The sequence below is a fragment of the Mycobacterium sp. TY814 genome, from assembly GCF_030755175.1.
Lineage (GTDB): Bacteria > Actinomycetota > Actinomycetes > Mycobacteriales > Mycobacteriaceae > Mycobacterium.
The window spans coordinates 95,724-112,429 of record NZ_JAUFRY010000001.1; the positions used below are offsets into that span (position 1 = coordinate 95,724).

Annotated in this window: 6 protein-coding genes (1 of these 6 only partly in view); all 6 read right to left on the minus strand. The window is 66.5% G+C overall.

Features of this window, described 5'->3' with window-relative positions:
- A protein-coding gene (locus QXH22_RS00255) for a non-ribosomal peptide synthetase/type I polyketide synthase (protein ID WP_306274664.1) crosses the window boundary here: on the minus strand, positions 1–11,113 show its 5' portion. Its footprint begins 797 nt before the window's first position; 11,113 of the gene's 11,910 nt are visible here — the first part of the coding sequence; it begins with the start codon at positions 11,111–11,113; its stop codon lies beyond the left edge, outside the window.
- A gap of 481 nt (positions 11,114–11,594) precedes the next feature.
- Positions 11,595–11,825: an MbtH family protein gene (locus tag QXH22_RS00260; RefSeq protein WP_306240773.1), complete on the minus strand. Its 231-nt coding sequence runs from the start codon at positions 11,823–11,825 to the stop codon at positions 11,595–11,597.
- A 121-nt stretch (positions 11,826–11,946) separates the two neighbouring features.
- Positions 11,947–12,936, minus strand: a complete 990-nt coding sequence (locus QXH22_RS00265; RefSeq protein WP_306240774.1) for a DUF2889 domain-containing protein — start codon at positions 12,934–12,936, stop codon at positions 11,947–11,949.
- 35 nt (positions 12,937–12,971) lie between these two features.
- A complete protein-coding gene (coaE, locus tag QXH22_RS00270; RefSeq protein WP_306274665.1) occupies positions 12,972–14,186 on the minus strand; it encodes a dephospho-CoA kinase in 1,215 nt (404 codons plus the stop codon).
- A 9-nt stretch (positions 14,187–14,195) separates the two neighbouring features.
- Positions 14,196–15,641, minus strand: coding sequence for a 30S ribosomal protein S1 (gene rpsA, locus QXH22_RS00275; RefSeq protein ID WP_306240776.1), 1,446 nt, complete (start codon positions 15,639–15,641; stop codon positions 14,196–14,198).
- Positions 15,642–15,750: 109 nt separating this feature from the next.
- On the minus strand, positions 15,751–16,704 hold the full coding sequence (locus tag QXH22_RS00280; RefSeq protein ID WP_306274666.1) for a lysophospholipid acyltransferase family protein: 954 nt from the start codon (positions 16,702–16,704) through the stop codon (positions 15,751–15,753).
- Between the last annotated feature and the right edge of the window lie 2 nt (positions 16,705–16,706).

Below are 16,706 nucleotides of genomic sequence, written 5' to 3' on the forward strand. Positions count from 1 at the left end.
CGGTGGCAAAGGTATCCACCGCAGGTTGCACCGCCGGCAGTGCGGCCGGGGTCGAGGCGACCGGCCGCCACGCCTCGGCCTGGGCAACCACCACCGGTGTGCGTGCGTATTCGGCCAGATGCGTCGCCCACCGGGCAAACGACGTTCCGCCTGCCGGCAGGACGATCGGCTGCCCGCTGTAGTGCTGGGCCCAGGCGATGTTGAGATCTTCGAGCAGGATGTGCCACGACACCGTGTCGACGGCCAGATGGTGAATGATCAGCGCCAGCTGACCACGGTCGGCCACCCACAGCGCGCTGAGCATCACCCCGGCCGCCGGGTCCAACCGCGACTGAGCCGTCACCAGCGCCGACTCGGACAACGCGTCCACTGTGTGGAGGCACCGCTGCGCTTGCACCGAGCCCGCCTCGGGCACCGTCAATGACCACTCGGTGGACCCGGCAACGCCCCAATTGTCGGCGCGCAGCCGCAACATGGCGTGCCGATCCAGCAAGGCCTGCAACACCACCACCACGTCGGTCTCGCTGACCCCATGGGGGGCCTGAACCACCATCGTCTGGTTGAACTGCTCCACCGGGCCCTGCATACCGCGCAGCCAACACATGATGGGGGTCGTCAACACCGGCCCAACGCCGTCATCCTCGGTACCCCGACCGTCGACGATCCCGGCCACGCGAGCCAGTCCCGCTACGGTCTGCTCCCCGAAAACATCCCGAGGCCTCAACGACAGGCCGGCATTGCGAGCCTGCGACACCACCTGCATGGACGAAATGCTGTCCCCGCCCAACTCAAAAAATGAGTCATCAACCCCAACCTGCTCGACTCCGAGGACCCGGGCGTAGATGCCGGCCAGGATCTCCTCGGTGGGGGTGGCCGGGGCGCGATACTGGCCTGCACCTTGGTATTCGGGGGCGGGCAGGGCGCGGGTGTCGAGCTTGCCGCTCGCTGTCAGCGGCAGGGCGTCGAGCACCACCACGGCGGAGGGCACCATGTAGGCCGGCAGCCGTTCGGCCAGCCCGGCGCGCAGCATGGCCGGCTCCCCCGTGCCGGTGACGTAGCCGACCAGGCGCTTGTGCCCGGGGTGGTCTTCGCGGGCGATGACGACGGCCTGCTCCACCTCGTTTAGGGCGGCCAGGGCGGCGCGGACCTCCCCGAGTTCGATGCGGTAACCGCGGATCTTGACCTGCTCATCCGCGCGCCCGAGATAGTCCAGCTGCCCGTCCGGGCGCCAGCACACCAAATCCCCAGTGCGATACATGCGTGTTCCTGGCCCGCCGAACGGACACGCCACAAACCGCGACCCGGTCAACCCCGCCCGCCGCCAATACCCGACCCCCACCCCCGCACCAGCCACATACAACTCCCCCACCACCCCCGCCGGCACCGGACGCAACCACCCATCCAGCACAAACACCGCCACCCCCGAAATCGGGGCACCAATCGGCGGTGACCCCGACCCCACACTCAGCGGCGCACTGCGCGTGGCACACACCGTCGTCTCCGTCGGGCCGTAGGCATTGACCAGCACCCGCCCCGGCGCCCACCGCTCCACCACCTCCGGCGGGCACGGCTCACCAGCCACCAACAACCCCGTCGACCCCAACCCCGCAGGGTCCAGCGCCGCCACCGCCGAGGGCGTCTGACTGAGCACATCGACCTGCTCAGCCACCAGCAGGTCGTGCAAGTCCGCCGGCGAGCGGCCCACCTCCTCAGGCACCACCACCAACCGACCCCCACCCAGCAGCGCACCCCAAATCTCTTCCACCGACGCGTCGAAACTCAACGAATGCGACTGCGCCCACACCCGCCCCGCACCCTCAAAAGAACCGACGAGTCCGACAACACTGCGATGGGTGATCGCCACAGCTTTCGGCACCCCGGTACTGCCCGAGGTGTACATCAGATAGGCGACATCGTCAGCAGCCGGTGACGGCAACGCGGTGCGCGGGTAGCCGTCGATGCGGGGGTCGGCGACATCGATGACGGCCAGGTCCAACCCCGCCAGCCGATCAGCCAACCCAGCGGTGGTGAGCACGGCCACCGGCGCGGCATCGGCGAGCATGAACTCGATCCGCGCCGCCGGCAGCCCCGGATCAATCGGCAAGTACGCCGCCCCGGTCTTGAGCACCGCCAGCATCGCCACCACCGCCTGCGCCGACCGTGACACCAGCAGCGCCACCACATCCCCCGCCCCCACACCCCGGTCAAACAGCAAGTGCGCCAACCGGTTAGCGGCTTCCGCCAGCTCCCGGTACGTCAGGCCGCGACCCTGGCAGCTGACCGCCACCGCCTCCGGGGTGCGCGCACATTGCTCGGCGAACAACGCTGGAATCGACACCGCCGGGGCAAGCCAATGGGTCAACACCGCCCGGTGACCCCACCCGTTCAGCCGGGCATGCTCAGACTCATCCAGCACATCGATCGACGACAACCGCCGAGCCGGGTCGGCGGCCATCGCCATCACCAGACTTTCCAGCTGTCTCGCCAACTCAGGGACGGTGAAGACCGACAATGGCCCGTGGCCTTCGGTGCTGAAGAAAAGCCGGCCGCCGGCCCTGGCAAAGACAAAGTTGAAACGCCCGGATACCGCACGGCTGCTGTACACCGCCGACACCGTCGCGTTGTGAAACGGCGCCGGAGTCGTGAATGGAATGAAATTGATCCACGCCCGATTCTGCGGCTGCGCGGTAGCGCGAAGACCGGCCCGTCCCTCCAGAGCGTGCACCGGAAATCTCTGGTGATATATCGCTTGCTGCAACCGTTGGTCGACGTGCTCCCAAAAGTCGGCAACGCTGAATTCCGGAGATGCCTGCAACACCAGCGGCACCCAGCCGGCGACCATTCCAGCAAACGTATGCGATTCCGGACTCACCCGCCTGCTGACCGGAAAGTCGATCACCATCTCCGAGCCGGCCGCGTACCAGCTATGAATCAGCAGGGCGCACGCCGCGGTGATCAGCGCCTGTTGGCTGATGTCCGACCGGCCGGCCACCTCTTGGATGCGCGCCACGACAACGGGATCCAGTTGCACCGGCAGCGCAGGCGTCCACACCTGTTGGGAGGAAGCCGGTGGCAACGTCAATGACGAGGTGGTTTCCCGGGGCAGGTTGTCTCTCCAGTAAGCCCGATCCCGCGCATAGTCGTCGGATGCTTCGTATTGCAGTTCACCGTCCACCATGTCCTGCAACGAACCAAACGGCGAGGGTGGGATAGAAGTGCCGCGAACAACAGCGGAATAGACGGTAGCAATCCGATTGATAAGAAGCCCCATGCTATATCCGTCCATCACGATGTGATGGCCGCAGAGGAATAGATAAAATTCATCGACCCGCGTCCGCATCAACGCGAATTTGAATAGTGGGCCTGTCAACGGCATCGGCGTCTTCTGTATTTCCGATGCCAGCCGATGGACTTCCCGCACCGGATGCTGTTCGTGGCGAAGGTCGTGAAATTCCGTTTCGACGGTCGAGTAGTCCATTACCTGCTGAACGACACGACCGTCTTCCTCGAAAACTGCGACTCGCACCGGTTCGGCATCGTGCACGGCCCGCCGGATCGCTACGTTGAGCACATCGGCATCGAGCAAGCCGTCAATGGCCACGAACATGCCGACCTGCCACTCGGCGTCCATAGTGCTCGTTTCGTCAGCAAACCAGACGTCGCGTTGCGGCCGCGTCAGCGGTAACGGTGGGGGCTGTGGGGAGCCCCCGGCTCCCTCGAGGGGTTGGTACTCGGGTCGTGTGGTCGCGGCGGTGAGCAGCCCGACCAGGTGGGTGGCCAGTGCGGCGGGGGTGGGCTGGTCCAGGACTAGGCCGGCCGGCAGGGCCAGCCCGGTTTGCGCCGACAAGGTGTTGCGCAGTTCCAGGGCGGTCAGCGAATCGATACCGAGGTCCTTGAACGGCCGCCCGGGATCAAGTGCAGCCGGATCGGGGTGCGCCAACACGATGGCGGTGGTGCTGGTCACCAGGGCGGTTAACGTGGCGAGTTGTTGGTCGGGCGTGGACCCGGCCAGCCGGGCGGTCAACGTGTCGGAGCCGACGCGCGCGGCCTGGCGCAAGGTGGTGGTCAATGCGGACAGGATTGCGGGCAACGCGTTGGTGCGTGCCAGGTGGTCTAACGCCGACGCGCTGATCGGAGCAGTGATCAAGGCGGGCTGACCACAGGCCAGCGCGGCATCGAAGAGGGCCAGGCCATCGCTGGTGCTGATCGGGGTCATACCGGTGCGGGTGAAACGGGCCCGCTCGATCAGGCCCACCTGCGCCGTCGCTGCCGAGGCGGTCTGCCAGTAACCCCAAGCCAAACTGGTGGCCGGAAGCCGGCGGTAATGACGCAGCAGAGCCAGCGCGTCGAGGAAAGCGTTGGCGGCGGCGTAGTTGGCTTGACCGGGGCCACCCAATACTCCTGCGGCCGACGAGAACACGACGAACGCATCCAGTTCCAGCTCAGCGGTCAGGCGGTGCAGATGCCAGGCACTGTCGGCCTTGGCGGCCAGAACCGCGTCCAGTTGCGCACTGGTCATGTCGCTGACCAGGGCATCATCGAGCACCGCGGCGGTATGGATCACCGCACGCAACCGATGCGCGGAAGGGATAGCCGCCAGCAACGCGCTGACCTCGGCGGGCTCGGTCACATCACAAGCAGCGATGGTGACCCGGGCGCCTAGTTGGGTCAGCCGCCGCTGCAGTTCGCCCGCACCCGATGCTGCCGGCCCCTGGCGTGAGACCAACAGCAGATGGCGCACGCCGTAATGGGTCACCAGATGCTCGGCGAAAAGCCCGCCCAACATTCCGGTGCCACCGGTGATCAACACCGTGCCATCGGGATCGAAGACCGTCGAATGACGTCTACCGGGGCTGTGCGGCGGTGCCGGCTGCGGGGTTCGGACCACACGAGCAACATGAACAACACCGCCGCGCACAGCCAGCTGCGGCTCAGCACCCGATCGCCGTGACAGGACGGTCATCAAGATCTCACCGGAGTCGGCGCTGTCGTCGATATCCACCAGCCTGATGCGGCCCGGATGCTCGTTTTGGGCGCTGTGGATCAAGGCCCACAACGCGGCTTGGGGCAGATCCGGGGGGTCGTCCTCGACGCTGACCCGCACCGCCCGACGGGTCACCACAACCAACGGAATATTCACGGTGTCCGGACGCGCCAGCCAAACCTGCAGTCCGGCAAGGGCTTTGCGGGTCAGCGCATGCACCTCAGGCAGCACATGGGCGTCACCGGATGGATCGGACAACCCCAACGCCCACACCACCCCGTCGGCCTGACCCAGATCGGGGTGGGTCACATCGGCATAGATCCGGTGCTGGTGCAATCCGGCCGGCAGTCGATCACACTGATGGCCGAGCACCATCCATCCCGACGCGGCGGCAGGCAGCGCGAAGGTGTTCTCCGGCACCGCCGGCCAGGACAGCTCCAACAAGCCGGGGACGTCCGCCGCGACGGGCTCGGCGATCGTGTCGGGCAGTTCACGAACACTCAGCGAGTCGATGCTGACCACCGCCGCTCCGGCGGGATCCACGGCCTGCAGACGGTACCGATCCGCGCCCGTGCGCACGAGTTGCACGTACAACCGGGTGGCCGCCGTCGCGAACAACCTCACTCCGGCAAACGCGAACGGCACCCGCAACACCGCAGGCTGGGCATCCAGACCGGTGCGGTCAAACACCGCCAGCGGTTGCAGCGCCGCATCCAGCAACGCCGGGTGGATGCCGTAGCCGTCGACGTCGGTGCCGGCGGGCAGTTCCACCTCGGCGCACACCACATCCGGGCAGGCCGGGTCGTGTCCGACACCGCGCACCGACCGAAACAACCCACCGCAATCCAGACCGTGACCAGCCAATCCCTCATAGAAGCCGTCGGAGTCGATAGCCTCCACGGCCGCCAACGACAGCGCGGCCGGCGCCACGGGCTGCTGCGGACTGAACACCCCGCCGGCATGCAACGTCCAAGTACCCCGCTGCCCACTGGCCCGGGAGTGCACGTCAAAAGCCCGCCGCCCGTCAGGATCAGCGGGCTGGACCAGGATCTGCACATCGGTGGGCCCACGCTCAGCAAGCCGCAGCGCGGTATGCACCACCAACTCCTCGATGACCGGGCACCCGGCCGTCACGCCGGCGGCCAACGCCAGATCGATCAATCCGGCCGCTGGGAACTCCACACCGTCGCCGACCCGATGACCGGCCAGCCAGCCCTGCGTGCCGCACCACAACCGTCCGCTGAGCATGACCTGGTCTTGACCGGCCAGCTCGCTGACAGCACCCAACAGCGGATGCTCAACAGCGCCCAGCCCCGCAGCGCCGACGTCGACGGCCGGGGTGGGGGTCAGCCAGTAACGACGACGCTCGAACGGATAAGTCGGCAACCCCACCGTGTTGGCATGCGGGTAAAGACGCCGCCAGGACGGGCTGTGCCCATGGATGTGCAATGCGGCCAACGCCGCGTTGAGGCTGTCCACATCGGGCCGGTCGCGACGCAGCGTGGTGATCACCGCCGAGCAGGTCCGTTCAGCGACACCGGCCAGGGTGTCGGTGATCCCTGGAGCCAACACGGGATGCGCCGACAGTTCGACAAACGTGCGCTCGCCGCCGCCGAGCAGCGCGAGCACGCCGTCATGGAAGCGGACCGGTTCCCGCAGGTTGGCATACCAGTAGTCGGCGTTCATGGTGGTGGTGTCCAAGGACTCACCCGACAGGACGCTCTGCACCGTGGAATACAGCGGTATGCGTGCAGGCTGTGGCGTCAAACCGGCCAGCTCGTGCAGGAGCTGTGGGCGCAGTGCTTCAACCTGAGCTGAGTGCGACGCGTAATCCACCGCGAGACGGCGGATCTGGATGCCGTCACCATCGCAGGCATCGATGAACCTGGTCACCGCGTCAACGTCACCGCTCACCACCGCGTGTGCGGGGCCGTTGACCGCGGCAATACTGACCGCGCCACCCCAACGGTGCAACCGCGACCGCAGTTGCTCGACGGGTAGCAGCACCGACGCCATCGCCCCGGCACCGGACAGCCGCGTGAGCGCGCGACTGCGCAGCGCCACCACCTGCGCAGCCTGTTCCAGCGGAAGCGCCCCGGCCACATACGCGGCGGCGATCTCTCCCTGGGAATGCCCAAGCACCGCGTCGGGCACGATCCCGTAGCTCTCCAGCACTTCGGCGAGCGCGACCATCACCGCAAACAGCACCGGCTGAATCACATCCACCCGCTCCAACGAGGCAGACTCGGGGCGCTGACAGATCACATCGCGCACCGACCAACCAGTCCACGGTTGCAGCGCCCGATCACACGCATCCACCGCACGCGCAAACACGTGGTGCTGCTGGTAGAGCCCCGCGGCCATGGCCGGATACTGAGCGCCCTGGCCAGGGAATACGAAGACGAGGCGGCCGCCCTGCGCGACCAGCTGATGACGACTCAAAGCGGGATGAGGCCGCTGCGCACGCAGCGCGGTCAAAGCCGCCAACACCTCCGCGCGCGGGTCAACGCCGGCGCCGGCCACGGTGATCGCGGCCCGATACGGATGGTGGGTGCGGGTGGTGGCCAAGCTGTAGGCCACGTCGGTGAGGTCCAGCTCCGGATTCGCGCTCACATGCTGGTAAAGCCGCTCGGCCTGATCGCTCAACGCGGCAGCGCTACGCGCCGAGACCGGCCAGAACCGCAGCACCTCTGGCGGACCTTCCGCGGCAGCCGTCGCTGACGCCGGCGGGGGTGCCTCCTGCAGAATCAGATGTGCGTTGGTGCCCGAGATACCGAAACTGGATACCCCTGCACGACGCACGGACGCCCGGTCCTGTGGCCAGGGCTGAGACTGCTGTAGGAGGGAAAGCCCACCTGCGTCCCAATCGATGTGCTCGCTGGGCTTGTGCGCATGCAGAGTTTTCGGCAAACACTCGTGTTGCAGAGCCAGCACCATCTTGATTACGCCCAGCACCCCGGCGGCGGCCTGCGCGTGACCGATGTTGGATTTCGACGAGCCCAACCACAACGGACGCTCAGCGTCGCGGGTCGGCCCGAACACCTGCGCGAGGGCGCCGGCCTCGACCGGGTCCCCTAACGCGGTACCGGTGCCATGGGCCTCGACCGCGTCGATATCGTCGGGGGTCAACCCGCTGGACTGCAGGGCTGCCCGGATGACGCGCTGCTGGCTGGATCCGTTGGGTGCAGTCAACCCCAGGCTGCGCCCGTCCTGGTTGACCGCCGATCCCCGGATCAACGCCAACACCCGGTCCCCGTCACGCTGGGCATCGCGGAGCCTTTTGAGTACCACCAACCCGGCGCCCTCTGACCAACCCGCGCCATCAGCAGCAGCCGAGAACGCTTTACACCGCCCGTCCGGGGCCACCGCGCGCAGCCGGCTGAACTCCACGAACATTGCCGGGGTGCACATCACCTGCACGCCGCCGGCCAGCGCGAGATCACACTCACCCTGACGCAACGCCGACGCCGCCAGATGCACGGCCACCAGCGACGACGAACACGCCGTATCCACGGTCATGGCCGGACCCTGCAAACCCAGTGCATACGACACCCGCCCCGAGACCGCGCTGATGGTCCGCCCGGTCAAGCGGTAGCCGTCCAGATCCCGCAACGAATACCCGTCCGAACCGTAATCGCTGGATTGAACGCCCAGATACACCCCGGTGACGGATCCCTCCAGCCCATCCGGGGGCAGGCCGGCACGTTCCAGTGCCTCCCAAGCCAGTTCCAGCACCAACCGTTGCTGGGGGTCCATCGCCGTAGCCTCACGCGCGGAGATGCCGAAAAACTGCGCGTCGAAAAACTCCACGTCAGACAAAAAACCGCCCTCGCGGGCGTAGGTCTTGCCCACCGCGTCGGGATCCGGATCGTAGAGGTCCCCGGCATCCCAACGCTCGGGCAACCCGCCGATAGCATCACGACCCTGATCGAGCAGGGCCCAATAACCCTCGGGATCTCTTACCCCGCCCGGCGTCCGACACGCCATTGAGACGATGGCGATCGGCTCCTCAGCATCCCCGGGTTCGGTACTGCGCGGGCCAACCCGCTCGGCAGCACTGACAGCGAGCATCCCGGCCAAGCCCGCGACGGTGGGATGGTCAAAAACCTCCACCGCGGACACCTCACGGCCCACCTCCCGGGTCAGCCGTGCGGCCAACTCGCTGACGCCGATCGAGCTGAGACCCTGATCCCCTAACGGTCGGTCGACCTCGACAAGGCCAACACTCACACCCAGGACCGCGGCCGCCTGTTGGCGCACCGTGTCAATCAACTGCCCGGCCCGGCGCGCCTCACCGCTGCCGGCAGCCACGTCCGTCCGGCCGGCCTGCGAATTCGCCTCGGGCACCGGCACGGCGCTGCTGACTTCTTCGCCCGTGTAGCGATCCACCAACAACGCTTGGGCCTGCAGGCTGCCGTCAAGGAATCGCGCGCGGCACCGGGACCGCTGCACCTTGCCGCTGGTGGTCTTGCTCACGCTGCCCGGCGGCCCCAAAATCACTACCGCACAACGCAATTGGTGCTCGCGCAACACCGCTGCCCGCACGGCCTCAACCACCCCTGACAGGAGCTCTGGTGAAGCATCTCGGCGTACCTCCACCAGGACCGCCACGGCTTCGCCGGCACCTTCCTCGACGGCGAAGGCCGCGATGCCACCGGGCCTGATCGCGCGATGGCAATCGCGCAGGCTGTCTTCGATATCTTGCGGATGGATGTTGCGACCGGCTGTGATCAGCAGATCCTTGATGCGTCCGCACACATACAGCTCGCCGTCGTAGCGGAATCCCATATCGCCGGTACGCAGATAGCCGCGGCCGCCGTCGGCGCCGGCCAAGCGAGCGTGGAAGGTAGCCCGGCTGGCCTCCGGGGCCCCCCAATAGCCGGCGGCCTTACTCGGCGAATCCACCCAGATCTCGCCGACCTGCCCATCGCCCAGTTCCGCACCGGACTCGCCGTCCACAATGCGCACATCGATGTCATCAGTGGGCTTGCCACATCCCATCAGCACGTGAGAATCGGAACCCTCGCCGACAGCAGCGATCCGCTGGTTTTCGAGCTGGTTGCGGTCCAGCTGCATACGCGAGCGCCCACAGACGGTCACTCCCACGGTGTGTTCGGCCAGACCATAAGCCGGGCAGAAGGCGTCCGGACGCAATCCGGTCACCGCGAATGCGTCCAGGAAGCGGTCGGTGGTGTCCGCGCGCACCGGTTCAGCAGCACTCATCACCACCTGCAGCGAGCTCAGGTCCCACGTAGCGCGCTGCTCAGCGGTGGTTCTGCGCACCGCCAACTCGTAGCCGAAGTTGGGGGCAGCGGTATGGGTCGCGCGCACCCGATCCATGGCCTCAAACCACAGCGCGGGGCGCTGCAGAAAACTCAGCGGCGACATCATCGTCAACTCCGCATTGCCTGCCAACGCGCTCAAGATGCCGCTGATAAGCCCGAAGTCGTGATAGGGCGGCACCCAGAACACGGCCCGGGCCTCGAGCCCCAATCCCAGCAGCCTGCGGTTGAAATCGAGCTGGTGGGCCAGGTTGCCATGGGTGATCACCACACCTTTGGGATCTGCGGTCGAACCCGAGGTGTACTGCAGTAGAGCCGGCGTATCCGGGCCGGGGACCCAATCCGGCACTGTTTCGGGGACGGAGCCCGAACGCACGCGGCCACCGACCCCTCGCGAGGTCACATGCCAGGAAAGGCCGGCGGGCCAGTCGACCGATTTCGCGGTCACCAACGATTTGGCCGCGCCCAACCGTCGGGCGCCGGCATAACGCCGACTGGTCAGCACCGTATTGGCGCCACAGTCAGCCGCCACCCGCCGAAAGCTATCGATGGACTTTCGCGGGTTGAACGGATCCGGCGGATACACCGGCACCGCAATCACTCCCGCCGCCATGCACCCCAGCACGCTGCGCACGAAGTCCAAACCAGGCGGATACACCAGCAACGCCCGATCACCGGGCGCCAGACCGCAACGCTCCCTGAGGAACTCGGCCACCTCATTCATCTCGGTCACCACACCCGCGCGAGTCACCGACTCACTGACCCGACCTTGACCATTCACGAAGGAGATGGCCGCGGCGTCGGGGATTTGCGCCCCCAGTTGCCGAACCCGGTCTAGCAGCGACATGACGCCCCCCGAGCCAGGCGTTTCTGACATAGCCGCGCACGAAGAGGAACGCATGGCATGTCCGCGGAATCGGCGAATATTGTTGCGCGGCGCCGAATCCGACACCGCGCGACGTCACGTGACAGATTTCTCACGCGGCGCCGCTCCGCATAGCTCCATGGGTCAGCTTCGAGACGGCCTCGGGTGCAACGAACTGCGCCGAGTGCTCAATGTTGGTCATCACGTATCGCGTTCTTCTGCCGCCCCGGCCCGATATAGACCGCGCCATTTCAGCACGTCACAGACCGCGCCAACAAGAGGCGAAAGTCCCAACATCACCGTCCCGGCCGGCCGGGATTCCGACCCTGAACAGCATGAACCTCGATGATCACGGGGGGCGCCGTCGCTGATGACGACGTGGCCGGCCTGATCGACTACCAATCAGGTGAGATCAAAGAGAACCCGGTACTTCGATTCTGGCGAAGCCGCGGTGAAACGACGTTCAGTTATCGCTCGGCCGTTGCTCGGCAAGCCGGTCCCGCAGACTCTTGGGCCGGATATCGGGCCAGTTTTGCTCGATGTAGTCCAGGCAGTCAGCTCGGGCCGCCTCGCCGTAGACCACCCGCCAGCCGTCGGGGACATCGGCAAAAGTCGGCCACAAGCTGTGTTGTTCTTCGTCGTTGATCAAGACAAAGAAGCTGCCATTCTCGTCGTCAAATGGATTGACGCTCACGGGTCAACTCCTGATCGTCGAGCTGAGGGTGCCGCTTCACGTCCGCCCGAGGTCCTCAGCATTGGGGTGCCTTGCGTGTCGACAAGATACCTGTGTCGATCGGATGAAGTCGACAGGCCCGTCAGGTCGGTTGACGAAGACCAGAGTCCCATGGTGACGGCTCGAGGAGCGCGTCCAGATCGGCGATCGCGCGCAGGGTGTCGTTGAGGTGGGTGCACGTGCTGGTGCCGACCAACTCACCACGGACGCGGTCACGAAGCTCGCGGAGCGTCATGCCTTCGATGCGGCCCGCACTACCGATCGCTCCCGGGCACTCCTGCCACGGCAGCACCCGCACCTGGGCATCGACCGAGGTGATAGAGCGCGACGAGGTGTCGACCGTGCCCGCCACCGTGTACTCGTGCACGATCGTCTCGTTGAGCTCGTCGTCCATGTGGGAATCACGGAAACGCGCGTCGAATGCCGCCGCACCCCCGTCGACCGGCCACAATTCCAGGCGACGGAATCTACGCATCCCGTGCGCTCGCAACGGTTCGACGTCGTGCAGCCCGTCCAGCGCCGGTGCCGCCGGCCCGCGGCCCGTCGGGATGACATCGTGGCGACGCGTGTACTGGATCAACGACGCCTGCGGCGCGAAACCCGCACAGATCCCGGCTATCCGATCGGCGACGCCGGGCGGCATCTTCTGCTCCGTGCCCGTGACGATCGCCGCGTGCTGGACGCCGTAGCCCGACACCAGTGCCGCACCAACCCAGTCGTCGAGCAGCAGATGAAACAGGCTCGACCGCGCGATCTCTTCCGGGAACAGCGTCGCAACCGTCGATCGGAAACCACGGCCGACCCGTTCACCCAGCAGCCGATCCACGCCGCTGACCTGCGGCGTTACCGAGATCTCCGCGATGACCTGATCAACCAGCCGGGCACCGAGGCGGACCTCTGCCCGTGTACCAATGCCGTCGGCGTCGCGGGCGCGCAGGTCGACGTGCGAGCCGCCCGTGTCATCCGGGTGGGTGTCGATGGTGCTGGTGCGACGTCGCCGCCCCGCCACCAAGGGCGCCGCCGCGTCGGCAACAGGGCGCCGCGGCCCGAGAATGTCCGTCACGAACGGCATGAAACGACGTTACCGGGCCGGTGACTGGGTCGGTGCTAGGGCTTCCAGCCGGTGGTGTCCGCCCACTCCCATGCGCGCCGGTACGCGTCGAGGAACCACGGTTCCTTGGCGGTCGCATAACGCGCCGTGTCGCCTGCACCGTGCGCTTCCGCCGCCCGCTTGATCGCCAGATAGTCTTCGCGCACCGCGGGATTGGCTTTCAACCAGTCGACGAACAACAGCGCGAACTGCTGATTGGGCCAGCCGGCCACCCGAATGTGCACATTGGTGGGCCGCCCAGGGTCAGCAGAAGCATGAATCCTCTTGTGCCACAATGCCGCATCGTCAGTGCGGTCGAAGCCGGGCACGGTACTGCGGGCATCGGCCTTCGCGGTGTCCTGCGTGATGTGCTCGAGACGCGGGTAACCGGCGGCCAACAGTGAATCAGCGAGTTCGTCGGCCATATCCAGGGATTCGACGGTCACCTGGATGTCGATGACATCCTTCGCGTCGTAGTCCGGCACCGCCGTCGAGCCGATGTGGTCGACCCGCACCACCCGATGGCCGCCCGCGGTCTTCAACCGGTTGACGATGCGGCGAGCCTGGTGCGGCCATGTCGAGTCGGCAGGAGCCAGGTGCGCCGGCGGGCGCGCAGGCCGGCGTTCGGTCAGGTTGTGCGCGAACGGCAGGACGCGGTTGTGCCATACGTCGCGGGCACGCAGCACCAGATCTTGCTGGGTGCCTGAGTTGTCCAGCCAGATGTCCGCGACGGCACGACGCTGATCGTCGTTGGCCTGTGCGGCAATCCGCGCGCGGGCGTCGCTCTCGGTCATGCCGCGTTGCTCCACCAGGCGCCGCACCCGCAGTTCCACGTCGGCGTGCACGATTACGACGAGCGGGAACAGCGGCGCCATACCCGATTCCACGAGCAGTGGAATGTCTTCCACGACAACGGAATCCTGAGCGACGGCGTCGATGATCTCCGCCCGGCGCTTGGCGACCAGAGGATGCACGATGCCGTTGAGCTTCTTGCGCTCTTCCTCATCGGCAAAAGCCTTGGCCGCCAACGCCGGCCGATCCAGGGCACCGTCGGGACGGAGAATGTCTTCGCCGAAGGCGTCTACCAGCGACGCCAGTCCTTCGGTCCCTGGTTCGACCACCTCGCGCGCGATGACATCCCCGTCCACGATGATTCCACCGCAGTCGGAGAAGGTCTTCGACAGCGCCGACTTCCCGGCGCCGATACCGCCGGTCAGCCCGATGCGCAGCATCTGCGCCGGTTACGCGCTGCCGGCGAGCTTTTCCCGCAGAGCCGCCAATTGGGCGTCGCTGGCCAGCGACCCACCCGCGGACTTCTCCGAGGAGCTGCTGCTGGACGACGACGAACCGCCGCTGGCGTGGTCCGCCGCCTCCGCAGCAGCGAACTTCTCCATCTGCGCGGTGTGCATCTTGTGCCGGCGCTCGGCCTCGGCGTAACGGGCCTCCCACTCGTTGCGCTGCGCGTCGAAACCTTCGATCCACTCGTTGGTCTCGGCGTCGAAGCCCTCGGGGAAGATGTAGTTGCCCTGCTCGTCGTAGCTGTCGGCCATGCCGTACTTCGCGGGGTCGAACTCTTCGGTGTAGTCCTCGTTGGCCTGCTTGAGCGACAACGAGATTCGGCGCCGCTCCAGGTCGATGTCGATGACCTTGACCATCGCGTCGTCGCCGACGGCAACCACCTGGTCGGGCACCTCGACGTGGCGCTCGGCCAGCTCGGAGATGTGCACCAGACCCTCGATGCCCTCCTCGACACGGACGAACGCACCGAAGGGCACCAGCTTGGTGACCTTGCCCGGCACGATCTGGCCGATGGCGTGGGTGCGGGCGAAGTGACGCCACGGGTCTTCCTGAGTCGCCTTGAGCGACAACGAAACCCGCTCGCGGTCCATGTCGACGTCGAGCACCTCGACGGTGACCTCGTCGCCCACCTGCACCACCTCGGACGGGTGGTCGATGTGCTTCCACGAGAGCTCGGAGACGTGCACCAGGCCGTCCACCCCGCCCAGATCGACGAAGGCGCCGAAGTTGACGATGGAGGAGACGACACCCTTGCGGATGGTGCCCTTCTGCAGCTGGTTGAGGAATTCGCTGCGCACCTCGGACTGGGTCTGCTCCAGCCACGCGCGGCGGGACAGGACCACGTTGTTGCGGTTCTTGTCCAGCTCGATGATCTTGGCTTCGATCTCCTTGCCGATGTACGGCTGCAGGTCGCGCACGCGGCGCATCTCGACGAGCGAGGCGGGCAGGAAGCCACGCAGCCCGATGTCGAGGATCAGGCCACCCTTGACGACCTCGATGACGGTGCCCTTGACGGCCTCGTCCTTCTCCTTGAGCTCCTCGATGGTGCCCCAGGCGCGCTCGTACTGCGCACGCTTCTTGGAGAGGATGAGCCGGCCCTCTTTGTCCTCTTTGGTGAGAACCAGGGCCTCGACCTCGTCGCCGACGGAAACGACCTCATTGGGGTCGACGTCGTGCTTGATGGAGAGCTCGCGGGCGGGGATGACCCCTTCGGTCTTGTAGCCGATGTCGAGGAGCACCTCGTCCCGGTCCACTTTGACGATGGTTCCCTCGACGATGTCGCCATCGTTGAAGTACTTGATCGTTTTGTCTATTGCGGCTAGAAAGTCCTCGCTGGTGCCAATGTCGTTGATGGCTACTTGCGGCGAGGTGACGGTGGGACTCGGCATATTGTTGGGTTGCTCCGGACAGGGTTCATCGAAGGGACATTTGGGTTTACCCGTTGAGGCTACTCGACGGGGCGCAAGCTGGACAAACTCGCCCCCCACCGAAGCGTGGTCAGCGGCCGCGCCCGATCGAATCGGACACCAGTCCCCCGGGCATCAGCCACTGCTGCGGCTCGCGCTCGATGAAGAGCGCGATTGCGTCCGCCACTCGCTGTGAGGTCTCCTGCACCGCGTCTCGCACGTTCTGATCGTCACCGCCGAGCGGGACTTCGGCAGGGATCGGCTGGCCGAAAACCGGCTCACGCTGGTGTTTGTGCTGGAAAACCGCGCCCGGCACGATCAGTGCGCCGGTGCGCAACGCCAGCAACGCCGGTCCCGGCCCTATCGAGCGTTTGATTCCGGCCAGGTCGACCTGGATTCCGCTGCCGCCTCCTTCGCGGGCCCGAAAGTAGTCGCCGGCGATCGCGACGATGCGACCGCGCTTGATGGCATCGGCCATGGCCGAGGTGATACTGACGCCGCCGGTGCGCTCGACGACGATGAGCTCCAAACCGGCCTTATGTGCACCGCGGGTGATCACCCACTGCATCAGCGCACGCTGCCGATTGGCGACCACCGTGGTGGGCAAACCGTTGAGCGCGAGCACGATCGGCAGCGCCGCGTAGGAACCCAGATGAGGGAAGGCGACGATGGCGCCAACTCCGGCGGGGCGGCCGGCATCGAGCGCGGCATGAATGGGTGACGGGTCGGCGATGTGGAAGCGCCGCCGCGCGGCGCTATGCGGGGCCGCGAGGAACCAGATGGCGTCGTTGGCGTTGCGGACCAGAGCGCGGTACATCGCGCGGACCGGCTGCCACTTGCGGGTCGAGAACTGGGCCGTCGGGTCAACGTTGTCGCGAAAATCCTGCAGGACGTTCAGATGCTGGGCGCGGCCGCGCCAGTACACGAGTCGGGCCACCACGGCCAGGAACGCGTCGGCCACCGGTGCCGGCAGCAGCGCGAACATCTTCGACGCCACCATCAGCGGGTAACGAAGGAGCGGGCGGCGCTCAGCGACCTCCGACATCT

Coding starts and splice junctions, on each gene's coding strand:
- QXH22_RS00280 (WP_306274666.1), bottom strand. CDS start 16,704: ATGTCGGAGGTCGCTGAGCGCCGCCCGCTCCTTCGTTACCCGCTGATG.
- coaE (WP_306274665.1), bottom strand. CDS start 14,186: ATGCTGCGCATCGGGCTGACCGGCGGTATCGGCGCCGGGAAGTCGGCG.
- rpsA (WP_306240776.1), bottom strand. CDS start 15,641: ATGCCGAGTCCCACCGTCACCTCGCCGCAAGTAGCCATCAACGACATT.
- QXH22_RS00265 (WP_306240774.1), bottom strand. CDS start 12,936: ATGCCGTTCGTGACGGACATTCTCGGGCCGCGGCGCCCTGTTGCCGAC.